The sequence below is a fragment of the Rhodococcus sp. OK302 genome (assembly GCF_002245895.1).
Lineage (GTDB): Bacteria > Actinomycetota > Actinomycetes > Mycobacteriales > Mycobacteriaceae > Rhodococcus_F.
In genome coordinates this window covers 4,618,664-4,638,376 of sequence record NZ_NPJZ01000001.1, presented here as the reverse complement: position 1 = coordinate 4,638,376, position 19,713 = coordinate 4,618,664, and the positions used below count along the sequence as shown (strand labels likewise).

At 61.1% G+C, this 19,713-nt stretch carries 15 protein-coding genes; 9 read left to right on the top strand and 6 right to left on the bottom strand.

Annotated features, from left to right (window positions below; genetic code table 11):
- Nucleotides 1-90: 90 nt before the first annotated feature.
- The 3 genes from BDB13_RS21195 to BDB13_RS21185 form a co-directional block, all read right to left on the bottom strand.
- Nucleotides 91-540: a hypothetical protein gene (locus BDB13_RS21195; RefSeq protein WP_094273568.1), complete on the bottom strand. Its 450-nt coding sequence runs from the start codon at nt 538-540 to the stop codon at nt 91-93.
- Between the two features lie 8 nt (nt 541-548).
- Complete coding sequence (locus BDB13_RS21190; protein WP_254923045.1) at nt 549-1,766, bottom strand: glycoside hydrolase family 1 protein; 1,218 nt, start codon at nt 1,764-1,766, stop codon at nt 549-551.
- A gap of 125 nt (nt 1,767-1,891) precedes the next feature.
- Entirely contained in the window at nt 1,892-5,176 is a 3,285-nt protein-coding gene (locus BDB13_RS21185) for an arabinosyltransferase domain-containing protein (protein ID WP_176459641.1), read from the bottom strand.
- Nucleotides 5,177-5,351: 175 nt separating this feature from the next.
- Here BDB13_RS21185 and hisD point away from each other — a divergent pair, with 175 nt between their 5' ends.
- From hisD to BDB13_RS21155, 6 genes are all read left to right on the top strand, one after another.
- Nucleotides 5,352-6,674, top strand: coding sequence for a histidinol dehydrogenase (gene hisD, locus BDB13_RS21180; protein WP_094273566.1), 1,323 nt, complete (start codon nt 5,352-5,354; stop codon nt 6,672-6,674).
- The gene (locus BDB13_RS21175) at nt 6,671-7,807 is read left to right on the top strand and encodes a histidinol-phosphate transaminase (RefSeq protein WP_094273565.1); all 1,137 of its coding nucleotides are present in this window, start codon (nt 6,671-6,673) and stop codon (nt 7,805-7,807) included. The genes hisD and BDB13_RS21175 overlap by 4 nt, the downstream gene beginning before the upstream one ends.
- Nucleotides 7,804-8,418: an imidazoleglycerol-phosphate dehydratase HisB gene (gene hisB, locus BDB13_RS21170; protein ID WP_094273564.1), complete on the top strand. Its 615-nt coding sequence runs from the start codon at nt 7,804-7,806 to the stop codon at nt 8,416-8,418. The genes BDB13_RS21175 and hisB overlap by 4 nt, the downstream gene beginning before the upstream one ends.
- Nucleotides 8,415-8,564, top strand: a complete 150-nt coding sequence (locus tag BDB13_RS32230) for a hypothetical protein (protein ID WP_169632255.1) — start codon at nt 8,415-8,417, stop codon at nt 8,562-8,564. Before hisB ends, BDB13_RS32230 begins: the two co-directional genes overlap by 4 nt.
- A gap of 529 nt (nt 8,565-9,093) precedes the next feature.
- Nucleotides 9,094-9,891: a class I SAM-dependent methyltransferase gene (locus tag BDB13_RS21160; RefSeq protein ID WP_176459640.1), complete on the top strand. Its 798-nt coding sequence runs from the start codon at nt 9,094-9,096 to the stop codon at nt 9,889-9,891.
- A 459-nt stretch (nt 9,892-10,350) separates the two neighbouring features.
- Entirely contained in the window at nt 10,351-10,974 is a 624-nt protein-coding gene (locus tag BDB13_RS21155) for a maleylpyruvate isomerase N-terminal domain-containing protein (protein WP_254922900.1), read from the top strand.
- Between the two features lie 596 nt (nt 10,975-11,570).
- Here the strand turns inward: BDB13_RS21155 and BDB13_RS21150 are convergent.
- Nucleotides 11,571-12,620 carry a fused (3R)-hydroxyacyl-ACP dehydratase subunits HadA/HadB gene (locus BDB13_RS21150; RefSeq protein WP_254922899.1) on the bottom strand — a complete coding sequence of 350 codons (1,050 nt, stop codon included), beginning with the start codon at nt 12,618-12,620 and terminating at the stop codon, nt 11,571-11,573.
- Between the two features lie 349 nt (nt 12,621-12,969).
- Between BDB13_RS21150 and BDB13_RS33070 the strand changes: the two genes are divergently transcribed.
- A complete protein-coding gene (locus BDB13_RS33070) occupies nt 12,970-13,095 on the top strand; it encodes a hypothetical protein (protein WP_254922898.1) in 126 nt (41 codons plus the stop codon).
- 61 nt (nt 13,096-13,156) lie between these two features.
- Here the strand turns inward: BDB13_RS33070 and BDB13_RS21145 are convergent, their stop codons facing one another.
- Nucleotides 13,157-14,479, bottom strand: a complete 1,323-nt coding sequence (locus tag BDB13_RS21145; RefSeq protein ID WP_254922897.1) for a YncE family protein — start codon at nt 14,477-14,479, stop codon at nt 13,157-13,159.
- Between the two features lie 448 nt (nt 14,480-14,927).
- Nucleotides 14,928-16,685, bottom strand: coding sequence for a sigma-54-dependent Fis family transcriptional regulator (locus BDB13_RS21140; RefSeq protein ID WP_254922896.1), 1,758 nt, complete (start codon nt 16,683-16,685; stop codon nt 14,928-14,930).
- 234 nt (nt 16,686-16,919) lie between these two features.
- Here BDB13_RS21140 and BDB13_RS21135 point away from each other — a divergent pair, with 234 nt between their 5' ends.
- Nucleotides 16,920-18,551, top strand: a complete 1,632-nt coding sequence (locus BDB13_RS21135; protein ID WP_094273558.1) for a methane monooxygenase — start codon at nt 16,920-16,922, stop codon at nt 18,549-18,551.
- 96 nt (nt 18,552-18,647) lie between these two features.
- On the top strand, nt 18,648-19,706 hold the full coding sequence (locus BDB13_RS21130) for an FAD-binding oxidoreductase (protein ID WP_094275078.1): 1,059 nt from the start codon (nt 18,648-18,650) through the stop codon (nt 19,704-19,706).
- Nucleotides 19,707-19,713 lie beyond the last annotated feature (7 nt).

Sequence of the window (19,713 nt, the reverse complement as noted above, 5' to 3'; positions counted from 1 at the left end):
GGAGACGGCAGGTCGGATCCTGTGGGCGTGAACTAAACCCGCCGGAGGAGTGATTTAACTCACTTATGTTCGATTGTCGCAGTGTCCGGACTAGGACAGCGATACGGGAATGATGTCGGCCACGATGGTGTGAATCAGGCCGTCGCGGATCACGAAAGTTTCCCGGATCTCGACCGTGGCGAGCCTGGTGCCGAGAACCCCGGCGTCCAGCAGATACACGGTGGTCACGAGGTCTCCTTCTTCGGTCATCCGCAGATCGCGGACGCCCTGAATCACGCTGTACTGCACACCGTTGTCAAGGTCCGCGCTCAATTGGGGGCCGGAGAAACCAGTCTGGATGCCGGCTTCGACGCGGGTGGCGTCGGGGGCGAAGTGTACGTCGCTGACGTCGTGCGAAACTAGTGCGTCGATGTAGGCGCGGGCTTGTGCTTCGCGCGGCGAGTCGGTCGGAGTAGGTGCAGCGGTTGCGAGTGCACCGCCGGCGAAAATCATTGCTGCCGAGACGGTTGCAGTGAGGGCAAGCTTCTTGAAATGTGACATGACGATTCCTATCGATGAGTGTTTGTGCAGCTGAGCGGGGGATCGACCAACGAGCAGAATGCGGGCGCTTTGACGGGGACGTAGTCCGCCGGGACTCCGTTGTCTTCGATGATCCGGCGGTACGTCTCGACACCGTCAGTGGGTACGCGCGTCAGAGTGGGATCGGATAGGGAATCGACGGTGTAGAGGCCGAAACGTGGTCGGAACGAGCCCCATTCGTAGTTGTCGGTGATGGACCAGTAGTTGAATCCGATGACGTCGGCACCGTCCTCGCGGGCGCGCTCCATCCAGTAGATGTGATCACTGAGGTGATTCGACCGGGTGTAACCGTCGGGGCGCGGATTCCCGTTGTCGGTGGGCATTCCGTTTTCCACGATGTACAGGGGGAGTTCGGGATACTTGTGCGAGTAGCGCATCAGGGCGTCGTACAGCCCTTCGGGTTGTGGTGTGACGTTGTAGAACTCGTCGATCGCGGCGTAGGCGGCAGTGGGATTGTCCAGTGCAACACCGTAGTAGTAGTCGATACCGAGGAAGTCGAGTTTGTCGCGGACTCGATCAGTGAAAACAGAATCGACAGCTTCGGACACACCGGGGATGAAGGAGAAGTTGGTGCTGACGCGAGTACCCGGGTCGATGCTGTGAATGCGGTCGTAGATCGAGCGATGGACTCGAACCAGGGCGTCGAACATTGCCGGCGCCTGGGGGAGAGCGATTCCGCCATAGGTCAATTCACGCTGCACATACACGGTCGGCTCGTTGATGGTGATCCACAGAGCGTCCATGCCGGAGTAGCGCTGGACCACCTTCTCGGCATTGGCCAACCAATCCGTTTCGGTTTTCGGGTTCATCCACCCGCCCTGATCGACAACCCAGCCCGGATACACCCAGTGATCGAGCGTGATCATCGGCTTCATTCCACGCGCCCGGATCTGTGCAACGACGTCGTCGTAGTACTCGAATTCGGTTTCGTTCCAGGTTCCCGATGCGGGTTGAACCCGGGCCCATTCGACGCCGAAGCGAAACACCTTTGCGCCGAGGTTTGCCGCCCGGTCGATGTCCTCGACGTAGCGGTGCCGGAAGTCGACCGAATCACCGATCTGGTCGTGTGTGCGACCTGAGGCCGAGTAACGCGACCAGTTGCTGTCGGGGGACGAACCTTCCGACTGGAATCCGGAGGTAGCCACGCCCCAGAGGAAGTTGTCGTCCGGAGTTGCTGCCGCCGGCATCGGCGACGCCACTACCCCGAACGCACAGGCAAGTGCGAGCAAGGCGGAGGCGATCGACCGTGACTTAGCTCCCATGACTGGGAGGCTAGGTCATACAGCAGCCTGGTCGCATGACTTTCGGGCGATCAGAAGGCCATGGTCATCGGGCCGGGATTCCACATCCCGGAGCGCCCCACTCGCACCTCGTCGAGTTGAGCAGGCACGGCGCTCGGATCGAGTGGTGTGTACTTCTCGATCGATCCCCAGTCCCGATCCCAGTCGTTGTCGAGGTAGGACGGTATCGTCTGCGCGCTCAGGAGCAGATCGATCCACCCGAGCGGGCCGCCGCCGAAGTGGTCCTGCCACGCAGTGGTGACCAATGCTCCGGCATGGTCGGGCAGGATGCGGTACTCGGGAATTTCGGCGATCCCGACACGATGATCAAAGGGGCGTTGGCACGGGAATGCCAGGCCCACAGCCCAGTCCAGCATCACCGGCGCCTGCGATCCGACGACGTCCTGCAACTTCTGTGTCTGCGGAACCCGTGGCGGCGTGACGGCCACCCACTGATCTGCCTTGGTGTCGCTGTCGCTGACGACGAGGCGAACGCTGTTGGCCTCGATGGGAATCTGGTCCAGCGGTACCCGAAGGTTTCGCCATGACGGCGACGGACCGATGTCGATCGGAGCGATGCGTCCGAGGACCTCCATGTCGTCGGCTTCTCGCGCGGTGCCGTATTCGACCTCCACGTTCTGTCCGTACGTGACGATGCCGTCTGTATCGACGGACCGAACACGTCCGGCAGCGGCGATAGAGATGATCTCCCCGCGGGTGCCGTTCTCGCCCAGTTCGGGAAGTCGGTACCAATCGCTTGTCAGCGTGCCCGGCGCGGGCTGACCGTAGCTACCCATCACCGGCGTAGTTGCCGGATCCAGGCCGAAGGGGAGTGCCACTGTGCTGCCGTTGACTCCGGTTTGCCCGGCGCCACCACCGGTTCCGGCGGAGTTGCCGGTTGCGGTCTCGTCGGTATCGACGGTGTTCGCGCCGCCGGTAGCCGACGCTTCCTTGTCGGCGCTGAGGTCACTGGCAACACCGTTGGGGGTGAATCCTGTGGCACCGCCCGCTGAAAGTGCTGTCGCGATGTCACCGGAGATCGGTGTCAACATCGATGCGTTCGGATCGGTTTCGAGCAGTACGTCATTGGCGAGTCCACAGGTTTGGCCGAGGACTGCGTCGACGTTCGCGCGCCCCACCGAGTAGGCGGGATACTGCGTGATCACGCCCTTGGACATGGAAAGTACCTCGAAGAGAACCATGGCTCCGGCTGCGATTGTCAGCGGTGAAATGGCAAGCAAACGAGCATGCTTCGCGGATGGTTCCTTTCCGACGGTGTACGGCTCACGGAAGAAGTACCACGCGGCGAGTCCGAGCATCAGCACGGTCAGACCGAGTAGGACGGTGCTCGCGCCGAGTCCGCCGATCGAGACCGGCTTGTCCCACCACGGAACGCTGTAGCTGGAGACGTAGTAGTAGCCGTTGCTGCCCGTGAATGCGATCGCCAGCAAGAACAAGACACCGGAAGCGAACAGCGCGCGATTACGCGGCGAACGCAGAAGTTTGGTGCCAACCGCAACCGCAGTCATCATTGCCAGAACTGCTGTGAGTCCGGCAAAGATCCCGAAGTGGTGGGTCCACTTGGTGGGGGAGAACATCAGCAGCGGCAACGCGCCGATCGTGAGACCGACGACGCGACGCGACGGACCGGCGGCCAACCCGGGGATTCGGCCACCCTTGCGCAGCATCATCGCGGTGCAGACGCCGAGGCACAGGATCATGACGAACACACCGAACCGGCGAGTGAGGGAACCGTCGACGCTGATGTTGAGTAGGTACTGATAGCGGAGATATTCGTCGAACCAGGGTGCATTCGGGGAGATCGAGTGGACTCGCTGCATTTCGATGACAGTGGCCAGACTCTGATCGCCGAAAGCGGGGATCAGAATCGACAGTCCAGCGGCCAACAGCGGCCCGACGGCCGCGATGTAGCCGGTGGTGCGAGCTCGTTCGATGATGATGCGCATGATCGGACGGATACCGGCGATCAAGGCGGCAAAGCAGATCAGGCCCGACGGTCCGGCCGTCAAAGTGAATCCTGCGATCAGGATCGCGACGGCGACCGGCAGGAGACGCCGGGTCGCGATGGCACGTTCGACTGAGCACCAGGTCAGGAGGACACCGAGTGCAACGATCGGTTCCGGGCGAAGTCCGTTGTTGAAGGGGAGCCAGAAAGCGAGGAAAACGAGCGCCCCGGTCCACAGTGCAAGACGGTTTCCGCGGATCGCTGCGCCCAGACGTGGTGCAACTTCGCGACTGATGACGAGCCACGTGGCGATGCCTGCCAACAGAGCCGGCAGACGAACCCAGGGGCTAGCGGTGCTGACGTCGGCAAGGAGTCCGAGGATGTTGTAGTACGGAGTTCCGAACGGTGTTTCCGGGACAGCGAACCACCGGAAGTAGTTCGACATGTAGCCGGCCTGCTCCGAAGCGCGGGCCATCGTGAACTGGTAACCGTCGTCTGTCGTTGTGGCTCCGATGAAGTGCCACAACACCAGCGTTCCGATGACAACGCCGTCGACGCCCGTGAATTTCCACCAGCGTGCGGGGAGAAACTTTCGGCTGCCCCGGCCGTCAAGGTTGTCGAGGCGGTGCAACGCGACAAGCGAAATGATCATGGTGAGAGCGCCGATGATCATCGCGAGCATCTTGATCGTCGACGGACTCGAGGTGAAGCGGGAGTCCGTCTCGATCGACACGTTCAAACCAGCCGCCGCGGAATCGAGGTCGCTGAAAACCCCGACTACTTGCGGACGGTAGTCACCGTCGAAAATTCGTGATTCGGATCCGGTGGCGTCGAACACGGTTCGGGTCGGTTCGGAAACCAGTGTGAGTGCGCAACCGTCGGCAAGTTCCTGCACGGGCATCGAGAACAACATCTGATCGCGCAGGGTCGCGGTGACGCGAGCGGGCGCGTCCGCAGATTCAGGGGAGACAGTGGCGACAAAGCCGAAGCGGCGTGCGTCTCCGGCCGTAGTTGGAGCCGTCGACACGAGTGTTCCGCCGGTGTCCGCCAACTCGTTGATCGACGCACAGGGAATCGACGCCTCGAACCGTAGGGGCGTATATGAGACCAGGGGAGCTTCGACGCTTGTGGTGGACCCCGACTGTGGCCAATTGACTGTGGCTGTGTCTTGTTCGATCGGCAGGAACGGTACGGATACACACAGGATGATGCCCAGAATGGACGCGACAATTGCCACTATCCGAGCGGGGGAATGTCCGGGGGATCGCTGCGTGTTCGGTACGGCGGGAGGTGCGGGTGTGGCCACGTCACTGTCTGTCACGACTTTGGACCCTAGCGGTGCGTGACGCATTTGTTATAAACGCTCATGTTTTTGGGGGTGTTGTTCGGGGCCGCCAGACCTGCGCTGAGCGCCGCACGTGGACCGGTGAAAAACAGGGTGCGCCTATCCTGGATAATTGACGTTAGTTCTGTGTTTTCGATCATCGATTTCACAGGCCCCCCGTTTGCGTACGAGAGGAACTCTCATGCTTGCCCGCACCGACCTACGCGGTCGTACCCCATCCACGGCCGAACTTCGCGCCGCGCTTCCCCGCGGTGGAGTGGATGTGGATGCGGTATTGCATCAGGTTCGTCCCATGGTCGAAGCCGTTCGTGATCGCGGCGCCGAAGCTGCTCTCGAGTTCGGCGAAAAGTTCGACGGCGTGCGTCCCGCCTCGGTTCGAGTTCCGGCCGACGAGTTGGAGCGCGCGCTCCGCGAACTCGACCCTGCCGTGAAGGAAGCCCTCGAGGTTGCCATCGAGCGGACCCGCAAGGTGCACGCCGATCAGCGCCGCAAGGACACCGTCACCCAGGTAGTGCCCGGCGGCACCGTCACCGAGCGTTGGGTTCCGGTTGAGCGTGTCGGCCTCTACGTGCCCGGCGGAAACGCTGTGTACCCGTCGAGTGTTGTCATGAACGTTGTACCGGCCCAGACGGCCGGCGTCGGATCGCTCGTCGTGGCCTCGCCGCCCCAAGCCGATTTTGGCGGACTGCCGCACCCCACGATTCTTGCTGCCGCGGCCATGCTCGGCGTCGAAGAGGTGTGGGCTGTCGGCGGTGGACAGGGCATCGCGCTGATGACGTACGGCGGAACCGACACCGATGGAACTGAACTGGTACCCGTTGACCTCATCACGGGGCCGGGCAACATCTATGTCACCGCCGCCAAGCGACTGTGCCGCGGACTTGTCGGTATCGACGCCGAAGCCGGCCCCACCGAGATCGCGATCCTCGCCGACCACACAGCCGACCCGGTCCACGTTGCCGCCGACCTCATCAGCCAGGCCGAGCACGACGTCATGGCGGCCAGTGTCCTGGTCACCACCAGCGTGGAATTGGCCGACGCCGTCGACAAGGCGCTTGTCGCTCAGCTCGAGATCACCAAGCACCGCGAGCGCGTAACCACGGCCTTGACCGGAAGTCAGTCCGGAACGGTGCTCGTGTCCGACGTCGCCGCCGGTCTGCGCGTAGTCAATGCTTACGCAGCCGAGCACCTCGAAATCCAAACCGAAGATGCGACGGGTGTCGCTGCTCAGGTCACCAGCGCCGGCGCTGTGTTCGTCGGCCCTTGGGCCCCGGTCAGTCTCGGCGACTACTGCGCCGGATCCAATCACGTTCTACCGACGGCCGGCTGCGCGCGTCACTCGTCTGGGCTGAGCGTGCAGACCTTCCTGCGCGGAATCCACGTCATCGACTATTCCGAATCGGCACTCAAAGATGTTGCCGGACACGTCATCACGCTCGCGAATGCCGAAGATCTGCCGGCGCACGGTGAGGCTGTGCGTCTGCGGTTCGAGGCTCTGCGATGAGTAGTGTTCCCGGAGGATCGATTTCGGTCGACGCACTCCCGATTCGTGAGAACCTGCGTGGCAAGTCGGCGTACGGTGCTCCGCAATTGACGGTGCCGGTTCAGCTCAACACCAACGAGAACCCACATCCGCCGACGCAGGCGCTCATCGACGATGTCGCCGAATCGGTACGCGAAGCGGCCAAGGAACTGCACCGCTACCCCGACCGCGATGCCTTGGCATTGCGAACGGATCTGGCGGCATACCTGTCGAAGCAGACCGGCGTGCCGGTCACCGTCGACAACCTCTGGGCGGCAAACGGATCCAACGAGATCCTGCAGCAGTTGTTGCAGGCCTTCGCGGGTCCGGGTCGTAGCGCGATGGGTTTTGTGCCGTCGTACTCGATGCACCCGATCATCGCCGACGGCACTGACACCGAGTGGGTGGAGGTGTTCCGCCGTGCGGACTTCGCTCTGGATGTGGACGCTGCTGTCGATGTCATCGCGGATCGTCGACCGGACGTCGTTTTTGTCACCAGCCCCAATAATCCCACCGGGCACAGCGTCGGAATCGAGGAACTACGACGCATCCTGGAGGTCTCGCCGGGCATCGTCATCGTCGACGAGGCGTACGCGGAGTTCTCGGCCGCGCCCAGCGCGATGACCTTGATCGACGAGTTCCCGGCCAAGCTGGTTGTCACGCGGACCATGAGCAAGGCGTTCGCGTTTGCCGGTGGACGACTTGGCTACCTCGCAGCCGCGCCCGCATTCATCGACGCATTGTTGTTGGTGCGCTTGCCGTATCACCTCTCGGTTGTGACTCAGGCGGCTGCGCGCGCGGCACTGCGCCACGCCGACGAAACCTTGGGCAGCGTTCACGCGCTCTCGGCTGAGCGGGATCGCGTGTCGAAGGCTTTGGCGGACAGTGGCTTCCGAGTCATTCCGAGTGATGCCAACTTCATTCTGTTCGGAGAATTCACCGACAGTGCGAAAGCCTGGCAGGCGTACCTCGATCGCGGAGTCCTCATCCGCGACATCGGAATCCCCGGATACCTGCGTGCCACAGTCGGACTCGAAGCCGAGAACGACGCCTTCATCAAGGCGAGCGACGAGATCGCGGCCAGTCAACTCATCACTCAAGGAGAAACGGCATGAGCGATCGCATCGCGCGGATCGAAAGAACCACCCGAGAGTCCAGCATCGTCGTCGAACTGAACTTGGACGGCACCGGCATCGTCGACGTCTCCACCGGGGTTCCGTTCTTCGACCACATGCTCACGGCATTGGGCACTCACGCGAGTTTCGATCTGAACGTGCAGGCGAAGGGTGACGTCGAGATCGACGCACACCACACCGTCGAAGACACCGCGATCGTTCTCGGTCAGGCTTTGGGTCAGGCGCTGGGGGACAAGAAGGGTATTCGCCGTTTCGGTGATTCCTTCATCCCCATGGACGAAACACTGGCGCATGCCTCCGTCGACGTCTCGGGACGTCCGTACTGCGTGCACACCGGTGAGCCCGATTACATGGTGCACTCCGTCATCGGTGGTTACCCCGGCGTTCCGTATCACGCGGTGATCAATCGCCACGTCTTCGAGTCGATTGCTCTCAATGCTCGTATCGCCCTGCATGTTCGGGTTCTCTACGGCCGCGATCAGCACCACATCACCGAGGCTGAATACAAGGCTGTTGCCCGCGCTCTGCGTGAGGCAGTCGAGCCGGATCCGCGCGTGAGCGGTATTCCGTCCACGAAGGGAAGCTTGTGAGCGTTCTTTATACCTACCTGTTGTTCATCGGTGCCGGAATCGCCATGGGCGGTGCCTATTCGATGTTCAAGGTGAACAAATTGGCGTCGGGAATTCTCCTGGCGCTTGCGATCCTGGCGGCGGTCGCAGGCGCGCTGCGCATCTGATGTGAAAACAGAATCATCCCCGGGTTGCATGGCAGCCCGGGGATGATTCACGTTCAGCAGGTTAAGAGCCGAAACTTCCGAGCGATGCGAGTTGTACTGTTTGAATGTTTCACTGCGCCAAGGCTGCACGCCGTATTCACGCCACGCATCGGCAAACAGTGCTGTTGCTGATCCCCAGCTGGTGATCACGGTTTGTCGGGTCACGCCCACCAGTTCGGCGATCCGCGTGTTCGATTCGCCCTCGGATGCGAGCACGATGATCCATGCACGTTGCGCGATACCTGCCCGTACCGATCTGGATCGTATCGACGCCGTCAAACGCGTGAGATCTCCGTCGCGCAAAATCAGGCACAACGAAGCCAAGCGGCGCGCGAGATGAGTGAACCGTGCCGGGGCTTGATGCCGCCTCCTTGTGTCGCTTGGCTACGCTAGCCCTCGCGAAGTTGAGAGACGCTGCGACGGACACGGTCCGCCACGCTCGACTTCGGACCACATGATCAAGGGCGTCTCCGAACCAAGGAGACGAACATTGAGCAACCCGGCGACGACATGGGGTGTCGGCGACTACCCCCTGATGGCGCAACATCTCCGGCCCGCGGCGCTGGCCGCTGTCGAGGCGGCGGCAATCTCACCGGGCGATCGGGTGGTCGACGTGGCCACTGGTACAGGGAACGCAGCCCTGTTGGCAGCCGAGCGGGGTGGCAAGGTTATCGGCGTCGACTTCGAGCCGGCGCTGCTACGGCTCGCCGAAGAGCGCACCCGAAGCGCGGGAATCGAAGTCGGATGGGTGTGGGGTGACCTGGAAGCCTTACCTGTCCCGGATCACTCGGCAGATGTCGTACTCTCCGTCTTCGGCGTGATGTATGCATCCGATCATGTGATCGCAGCCCGGGAACTCGCGAGGATCGCTGCCCCCGGCGCCAGGGTGGTGCTCGCATCGTGGGTACCGGGGAGCTTGATGCCGGCGATGGGGCAGATTCTGAGCGACTACTTGCCGCCACCGCCTGCCGGCAGCGGCCCGCCCAGTCGATGGGGTGATTCCGTTGCGCTCGCCACCCTGCTCGAACCCCATCAGCTTCGGGTCACCGCCACTGTGCCCGGGCGGATTACCCCGCGTTTCTCTGCCGCTAGTGATGCGGCCGACTTCCTGATTCGCACTGCGGGACACGTCGTGAGCGAGCAGGACAGGCTGATCGCGGATGATCGGTGGGACGATCTGCATCAGGATCTGTGTCGATTCATCGAGCAACGAGCGGAGCGCTGCGGTAACGACCTCGGCTTGCCGCTGGATTACCTTCTCGCCTCGGCGATCAGGACGCCGGACTAGTGTCTCTCGCCGGACTCGTCTCATTGTGCTGAACAAGTTTCGTGAAACGTAGGTGCCCTCAACTCAGATGGGCCACCTGGATACCGTGCTCGATTCGTGGCACTGCATGGCACGAATCGAGCACGGCTGACATCCAAAGGCGGCCAGTTTGGACATATGGGCTGGATTCATGACGTTCATCGACGACGTCGCGAATCGTCCGTCGTTGCGGCCTGTGATCTGCGGGTTTGTATCACCGGCAGTGTCTTCGGAGAGGTGGCACTGGCGGTGAGCCACTGTCTGGAGGCTGGCGTTCACCCTGTTTGACCGCTTCAGGCTTGCGTACGCCGGACCCGACTGTTCGACGTCTCACAGACTCGTCGGCGTCGCACTGATTGGTGCCCCTCCTGTTTATGAGATCGGCCGCGGGCATCGGTGGCACTGTGCGATAGTGCGGGAATGGTCGGTAAGGGAGTCGGCGTGACGAATTTCGAGCAGGACCGGGATCTCCTGATCCGACTGTGGCGGATGTGGGCCAAGCGCGCCGCGGAACTGTCGGACGAGCAGTGGACTGCCGATACCCGCCTACCGGGCTGGACTGTTCGGGACGTGTACGTGCATGTCACCCCTGACGTCATGATCGCGATGCTCGCCGAGCCTGCTGCAGACGGCGACGCGAAGATCACCAGTGCTGCGGGGATGCTCCGCATCTTCAATGCCGACCCGACGGCGGCAGAGTCGATGCACGAACAGCTCGCTGAAATAGTCCGACAGATGGCGGCCGACGTCGATCGAGAATCAATAGTTAGACGCTTTGATATCGACCTGCCCGAGTCGTTCGAACGACTCACCGGGCTCAGTCGCGCCACCGTGATTGCGCACCCGATGTTGGAGTCGGTCTCACTCGGTGCCTTTCTGGATATGGCGATCCTCGAATCGACGGTCCATTGGCTCGATGTCGTCGCTGCGGTGGGTGGGCCGGAGCCCGAGCAGATGGCTCTCGAGCGTGCCCGGGAGGTCTTGGCTGCGGTGCCCGACCCGCTGGCGTTCGTCGAGGCAGCCACGGGGCGTTCACGCACGGCCGTGCTGCCGGTGATGCGGTGATGGACCAATAACGTCATGCCACGTCGCTATTGGCTATGTGTGCGACTTGGATGTTGTTGTGTTTCTGTAACTTTGAGTGATCGGCTGTTGGGGGGAATTTTCGATAGTTACGCATGGGAGAGTTTGGCGAGACTCGAATTCTGTTGCAGCAGTGTTTATTCGATCCCAATCATTACCATGTCCAGCACGGCTCGGGCAGCCGTCGGAGAAACGTGAGAACGAAGGCGCCGGGCTGGTTTCGCATCGACGTGAAGCCCCGCTGCCGCAGGTCCCCGAGGGCAATGGCATGTCCGGGTACCAACAGGGCGTCCAGGTCCTGACTCATTTTGACTTGGAGCAGCACACTGTAACCAACTGATCACCTCTTCGCGGATCCGCCTCCGGCACCTGTCGATACCCCACACAGGCCTTCCATCGTCTCGAATCCGTCACAGATCTACCAGCGTGCATCGGCGAATTTCGGCCTGTGGCCAATCGGGTTGAGAACGGTGTCGACTTTCAGCGGATTCGGGTGAAGTTTGGTGATTTGGTGGTGACTTTGGTCAGTCGGACTCAGTGGCAGATCCGGTCAACGGCCCGAAGCTGGGCGTATGAGGTTATGCGAGGCGCACATCCGCGGTAGCCAGGCCGAAGACCTTGCGTCCGGCGGATTTCGCGACGATTACGACGACAGCGGTCTTGGTCGCAGCGTCGACCGACTTGATACGCCCTGTGAACTCGATACTTCCAGCGGAGTCGGCTTCGACGACAGCGTAGTTCGATAGCCGGACTCCGTACCTGATCAGCGCGCCCGGGTCACCGAGCCATCCAGTAACAAATCCCGCAGCCAAGCCCATTGTGAGCATGCCGTGGGCGATCACGTCCGGAAGACCCGCCAGCGCAGCGACGTCGTCGTGCCAATGGATAGGGTTGGCATCCCCGGAGACCCCGGCATAGTTCACCAGATCGCCGCGCGTCAGGCGCACGGTTCGAGTGGGAAGCTCGTCACCGATGGCGATGTCGTGGAATCGGATTGCGGTGTGCGGAACACGTGTTCGTGATACTTGGGATAGGCGTGCAGCGGTTTTCGAATCCGGTTTCGTTACCGGTAGTCCGTCGGCTGCCGCGATCACAGTCTGCGAGGTCGTGTCGAGTCCGCTCATGATGACGCGCTCGATCGTCTCGCTCATGTCGGCGTTGACGTCACCGCCGGTGATTGCGACGACGGTGGTGTGCATGACCTGCACGGTGTCACCGGTCTGGTCGATGAAGGTGTTGGTGATGGTAAGCAGGTTTTTGTCTGCGATGCGGCGCACGGAGGTGAGTTCAACATCGCTGATCAACCGGTCGCCGGTGAGTATCGGTTTGTGCATTTCGAAAACTTGATCGGTCTGCACGACGATGTCGTCGCCGCTCACGACGGTCTCGAGTAGTCTGCGGTTGGCCAGCATCGCGACGGTAGAGAGGAATGTGGTCGGTGCGATCAGGCCGGCGTATCCGAGCGCACCAGCAGCGTCCTCACTCCAGTGCGCCGGGTGGAGATCCTGTACCGCTCGCGCGTACTCGCGAATCTTTTCCCGCCCCATCTCGTAAAAGTCCTCGGTGCGATAGCGATACCCCACCAGCCCAGCCGCATCGAACGCCGCTTCCATCAAGCTCTCCTTCATCCGGATCCCTATGGCACTTGTAGCGTGCATCGGCGGTGCCGAATGCACGAGTGGAACCCACCTTCTCACGCGGCGAAGTGCTTGAACGTGAACCGACCGGGGCGATTCACGTTCGATCCAGCTTCGGGGCTGGTGAACCGTCAGTAAGTATTTATGGTGGCTGGTTGGGCTTGGGTTTCGGATCCAGAGTGGACAGTGCCCGCCCGGCAGAAAGTAAGGGGCCGGAGGAGGTTGTCTTCGTATACGGAGTCCGGCAACACCTCCAGGTGCGGGATGCCCAGGCTGTCGGCTCGTTCCCGACGATCCGAGGGTCAGGCTCCGTCGATCATGCGTTCTTCATACCTACCTGTTGTTCATCGGTGCCGGAATCGCCATGGGCGGTGCCTATTCGATGTTCAAGGTGAACAAATTGGCGTCGGGAATTCTCCTGGCGCTTGCGATCCTGGCGGCGGTCGCAGGCGCGCTGCGCATCTGATGTGAAAACAGAATCATCCCCGGGTTGCCATGCAACCCGGGGATGATTCACGTTCAGCAGGTTAGGAGCCGAAGTTTCCGAGCGATCCGAGTGAACCCGTCGAGGGCGGTTCCGGAGCTGCGGTGATGGTGAGGGTGACGTCAAGGGTGGCGGGGGTGCCGATGCCGTTAGACGCCGTGAAGGTGACGGGGAACGTCCCATCCTCGGTGGGTGTTCCGGACAGGATGCCGGCTTCAGTGAGTGTCAGACCGGCGGGCAGAGTACCGACTGCGGTCACGGTGGGGGTCGGTTGTCCGGTGACAGTGAAGGCGTAACTGTAGGGCTGGCCGACAACGCCGGCGGGCGGTGCCCCGGTGAGTGTGGGAGCTATTTCGATTGTGATCACCGATACCGTGGCGTTGGCATTGTTGGTGACGTAGGCGCGGAGGCCGTCGGGGGTGATCGCCACCCCGAACGGATTTCCGCCGGCAGGGAGGTTGATGGTGGTCGTGACGGTGTTGTCGGTGGTATTGATGACCGATACCGTGCTGTCGGTCCTGTTGGACACGTAGGCGCGTTGACCGTCAGGGGTGATCGCTACCTGGTACGGGCGCTGGCCGACAGGGATGGGTGCGCCGGTGACGGTGTTGTCGCTGGTGTTGATCACCGACACCGAGTTGCTCTCCAGGTTGACGACGTAGGCGCGTAAGCCGTCGGGGGTGAACGCTATCGATGTCGGACCTTGACCGACCGTGATGGGTGTGGGATTGACGGTGTTGTCGGTGGTGTTGATGACCGACACGGTGTTGCTATTGCGGTGGGTGACGTAGGCGTGGGCACCGTTCGGGCTGATCGCTACTGCCCATGGATTCGCGGCGACTGGGATGGGTGTGGTGGTGACGGTGTTGTCGGTGGTGTTGATCACCGACACGGTGTTGCCGTTCGCGTTGGAGACGTAGGCGCGTAGGCCATCGGGGGTGATCGCCACTCCGATCGGTTCTGAACCGACCGTGATGGGTGTGGGGTCGACGGTGTTGTCGCTGGTGTTGATTACCGACACCGTGTTGTTGCCTCGGTTGGTGACATAGGCGCGCAGGCCGTTGGGGGTGATCGCCACCCCCTGCGGAAGTGAACCGACCGGAACGGTGGCAGTGACGATGTTGTCGCTGGTGTTGATCACCGACACCGCCCCGGCACCCCAGTTGGTGACGTAGGCGCGGGTGCCGTCGGGGGTGATTGCCACTCCGGCCGGCTCAGCGCCGACCGGGATCGGCGTGGGGTCGACGGTGTCGGCGGATGCGGTCCCGACGCCGAGGGTCATGGCGGCAGCGAGCGCGCCGGCGCCCAGAGCTGCCGCGGCGCGGGACCATCGAGTGCGTGGGTGTGGTCGATCGAGAACGGTCAAAAAATTCAGTTCCTTCCAGGTAGTCCGCACCTCGGAGGGGGCGCGTAGCGGCCACGGGAAGGTGACCACCGCACTGGAACATATCGGACATTTCTCGACGGCGAGGCATTTTGAGGTGGCCACAATAGGACACTTTGATATCGTGTGCCCGGTGGCCGTAAGTGGCCTTTCCGGACCGTGAAGATTGTGATTGCAGCCGCGTCGGTAGTGCTGTTCTAAGAATCTCGCGGCGCGTCACCGCACGAGAACAACCGGCCCTGTAGCGGTTGAGTGCCCACTCGCCGACCTCGATGAGGGGGCAATAGCCTTCGGCCACACTGTGGTCAGGTCGAACGGATGGTAGGGGACTGTGTCGGAGTCTGCCTCAGGCATGATCTGAGCTGATCGAGTCCGTGCGGATGAATACCTTTGGGCGGGAGTGTGTCTCAGACGCAAGGCTGTGAGGCTCTCAATTGGATACGGGTGGGATTCTCGGGGCTTTGTAGGCTATGCCGAATTCGCGGATCTTGCGGTAAATCGTGGCTCGTGACATGCCCAATGCTTGTGCGGCGGCGGTCTTGTCGCCGACGTGTAGCGCGAGTGCATCCACTATCGCGTCGCGTTCGAGGGATTGCAGCTTGGTCAGATTTCTCCACGTGGTTGCTCGGCATTCGGAGGGCAGAGCGTCAGGTTCTACGACTCCGGAGCGTCGGTGACGATGGATCTCTTCGAGGACGTTGCGCAAGTGGGTAATGTTTCCTCGCCATGCCATTCGTGTGAGCTGGTTCAATGAAGCGGGTGACAGGGTCAGATCTGCTGCACCGACGGTTCGGAGAAGCGATCTCACTAGGTCTGGGATGTCTTCGAGGTGGTATCGCAGGGGCGGTACGCTGATCGACTTCGGGAACAGTCGCAGTAGCGACGAGGTAGAGCTCGGCTCTTCCGGGTGCATGGTCAGCGCAACCCAGGGTTCACGGGGGAAAGCGCCTTGGGTGGCATCTTGCAGAAGATGGCCGAGTCCTGCGAGATCGTCCTCGCTGAGTCTGTGTGCATGGAGGACCGCAAGATCGGATCCGGTTTCCAATTCGTCCGAAACATGGGCGAGCAGGTCCTCCCCGACGAGTGTGGCTGCGTCGAGTATTGCAAGGTGATGTGAGTTCGAAAGGTGCTCGTGCGCCGCTCGAATCAGTGTGGTCTTTCCGACGCCGGGTTCACCGTCGAGCACCAACCATTCGTGCCGCTTGCAGGCGTCGACGACGTTGTGAACGGTACGCATCCACACTGCGCTGCTGCCGGCGACAGCGCGCAAGTTCAGGGTGCCTACGAACTGAGTGGTGCGGGTGGCGAGTTGTTCCGTGATCCGCACAATTCCCCCGGCCAGCTTGTCGTTGGCAAAGGTCGGCTGGTACGAGAGGCGGGCGGTGGCTCCACTCGGGAGATCGGTGAGCACAGTGAAGGATTTGGACTGCCCGCGAGCGTCCCGGATGCGGTCGATGATCGCAGCCTGATCGTGTGAGTCGAACAGTTGTTGAGTCAGGGCATTGATCATCAGGACTTCGTCACCGACCGCGATAACCGACTGTCCCGAGTGGCTAGCTGCGTGGTAAGCGCTCAATACTGCTCGATTGTGTTCGTTGGCGTCGTCGAGAATGCGCTCCTTGATCCGGGCGGCGGCCAATTTGGCGAAGGACAGCAACAAGGCGTTCATATTTTCGGCCTTGGTGGTCAAGTCCACGACACCCAGGACGGCTCCGGTCAAGGGGTGTGTCACGAGTGCGCCGGCACAGGAGAACGAGCGTAAGGGCCCACTGTAATGCTCGTCCCCGTTGATGACGATGGGAGAACCGACTTCGAGGGCTGTGCCGATGCCGTTGGTTCCCACCTGGGATTCCGAGTAGCGAAATCCGGGGGCCAGGTCGACGCGATCGAGGGCTGCGAGCAAAGCACTGTCCCCGCCGTAGCGTCTGAGGACCGTACCCTTGGCATCGCTGAGAATGAGAGAGACCGGTTCGTTGTCGATTTCGGAAGCCAGCGCGGACAAAACCGGATTTGCGGCGCGTGTCAGAACGCTGTCGACTGTCGTTGATTCGATGTAGGACGCGGTTGGTTCGTCGATTTCACCCAGTGCGGCCCGTGATCGTGACCACGACACTCGTAGCCAGTGATGCAGGCGCAGATCGGCCCCATTCGTGGGATTGTTTTCTGAAAAATGTTTGGGCGCAGCCATTTTGGAGTTCTCGAGATTTCTGAAAATGCTTGGCTCGAGTGCACCCATCATCGATCTCCTGAGGTTTGCTGTGGCGTGCCTGTGTGCGAATGTCCGTTTCGGGACAAGTCTATGGAGCAGTAAAAGTGATTTCAATCTCAAAGTGAGACAAACGAGACGCGCATCACACGATTGGGTTAGTTGCACAACGTCCCCAGCCGACGCAAGGTCGGCACCCGATCCAGGAGGCGCAACTTGAGTAAACAAAGCTTGACGAAGGCCCACGCGAAGATCAGTGAGATGACCTGGGATCCGACATTCGCCACCCCGGCCACTCGATTCGGCACCGATTACACGTTTGAGAAGGCCCCGAAAAAGGATCCCCTCAAGCAGATCATGCGATCGTATTTTCCGATGGAGGAGGAGAAGGACAACCGCGTCTACGGTGCGATGGACGGCGCGATCCGCGGCAATATGTTCCGTCAGGTCCAGCAGCGGTGGATGGAATGGCAGAAGTTGTTCCTGTCGATCATCCCGTTCCCCGAGATCTCGGCGGCCAGGGCGATGCCGATGGCCATCGACGCCGTTCCGAATCCGGAAATCCACAACGGGCTTGCGGTGCAGATGATCGATGAGGTTCGGCACTCGACGATTCAGATGAACCTCAAGAAGCTGTACATGAACAACTACATCGATCCCGCCGGATTCGACATGACCGAGAAGGCATTTGCGAACAACTATGCCGGCACGATCGGGCGCCAGTTCGGTGAAGGGTTCATCACCGGCGACGCAATTACCGCCGCCAATATCTATCTGACGGTGGTCGCGGAGACGGCTTTCACGAACACATTGTTCGTCGCGATGCCGGACGAGGCTGCCGCGAATGGCGACTACTTGCTGCCCACCGTATTTCACTCAGTGCAGTCCGACGAGTCGCGGCATATCTCCAACGGATATTCGATTCTGCTGATGGCGTTGGCAGACGAGCGCAACCGACCTCTCCTCGAGCGAGACCTGCGCTACGCGTGGTGGAACAACCACTGTGTTGTCGATGCCGCGATCGGGACGTTCATCGAGTACGGGACCAAGGACCGCCGCAAGGACCGGGAAAGCTACGCCGAAATGTGGCGGCGGTGGATCTACGACGATTACTACCGTAGCTACCTGATCCCGCTCGAAAAGTACGGCTTGACCATCCCACACGACCTGGTCGAGGAAGCGTGGAATCGCATCACGAACAAGGGCTACGTGCACGAGGTCGCGAGGTTCTTCGCCACCGGTTGGCCAGTCAACTACTGGCGAATCGACACGATGACCGACAAGGACTTCGAGTGGTTCGAACATAAGTATCCGGGCTGGTACTCGAAGTACGGGAAGTGGTGGGAAGAGTACAACCGTCTCGCTTACCCAGGCCGGAACAAGCCGATCGCCTTCGAGGAGGTCGGGTACCAGTACCCGCACAGGTGCTGGACCTGCATGGTTCCCGCTCTCATCCGTGAGGACATGGTTGTGGAGAAGGTCGACAACCAATGGCGAACCTATTGCTCGGAGACCTGCTACTGGACCGACGCTGTTGCATTCCGTGAGGAATACCAGGGTAAGGCAACCCCGAACATGGGACGCCTCACCGGATTCCGTGAATGGGAGACCTTGCATCACGACAAGGATCTCGCCGATATCGTCAAGGATCTCGGGTATGTCCGCGACGACGGTAAGACCCTTGTCGGTCAGCCGCACCTGCACCTTGATGATCCGAAGAAACTGTGGACCCTCGACGACGTCCGCGGAAATACGTTCCAGAGCCCCAATGTGCTCTTGAATCAGATGTCCGACGCGGAACGCACGGCACATATCGCGGCATATCGAGCCGGCGCGACGCCCGCCTGACGCAGCCGGTTTCAGGCTCGGTGGGCGGCGTGACGAACCATGTCGGCGCCGCCCACCGCAACCATTGCAATCAATCGATCAGCCCAGGAGACACCCGTGGCCGACACACACCGAATCAATTTCGAGCCCGTCGACATCGAGATGGAGGTCGGCGAGGACGAAAGTATCCTCGATGCCGCTTTCCGGCAAGGCATTCATCTGATGCACGGCTGCCGCGAAGGACGCTGCTCGGCCTGCAAGTCTTTTCTTCTCGACGGTGAAGTTCAAATGGAGAACTACTCGACATTTGCGTGCAACGACGCGGAGGAGGAGGAAGGGTACGTATTGCTTTGTCGTTCTTATGCATACAGTGACTGCACGATCGAGCTGCTCAACTTCGACGAGGACGAACTGCTCGGCGGCATCCCGATCCAGAATGTTTGCATGCAGGTGGTCGCACTCGAGTCCATGACGAGGGACATCGTTTCTCTGCGCCTGCAAGCCACTTCGCCGACGACATTCGATTTCAAGCCAGGTCAGTACGCCGATCTGTACATCCCCGGAACCGACGAACATCGCTCGTTCTCTATGGCGACAACACAATCGACGCCCGGATCCGTGGAATTTCTGATCAAGAAGTATCCGGGGGGTAAGTTCTCAGCTCTGTTGGAGAGTGAGATTTCGGTTGGTGACGAGATCTCGTTGACCGGCCCGTACGGGTCGTTCACCCTCAAGGACGCCCACGTCCTGCCCGTGGTCTGCATCGGTGGCGGGGCGGGGATGGCCCCGGTCCTGTCGCTGCTGCGGCACCTGAGCGAGACGGGCAGTACCCGGCCGGTGCACTTCTACTACGGTGCCCGAACTGCACAGGATTTGTTCTATGTCGACGAAATCTTGGAACTCGGAACATATTTGAAGGATTTCACGTTTGTGGCCTGCCTCTCGGAAGAGTCGGGTCCGACAGGCTCGGGTGCAATGCTGTCTGCTTCGGTGAGTGTCGAAGCCGGCAACGTCACGGAAGTCGTCGATCGTCGGGAAGCTGGAATCGCGAAGGCCGAGGTGTACCTCTGCGGCCCGCCCCCCATGGTCGATGCAGCGCTCGCTCTCCTCGAAGCCAGGAGCGTCCCGCATGACCAAGTGTTCTACGACAAGTTCACCAGCCCGGCCTTCGAGTAAGGCAGCA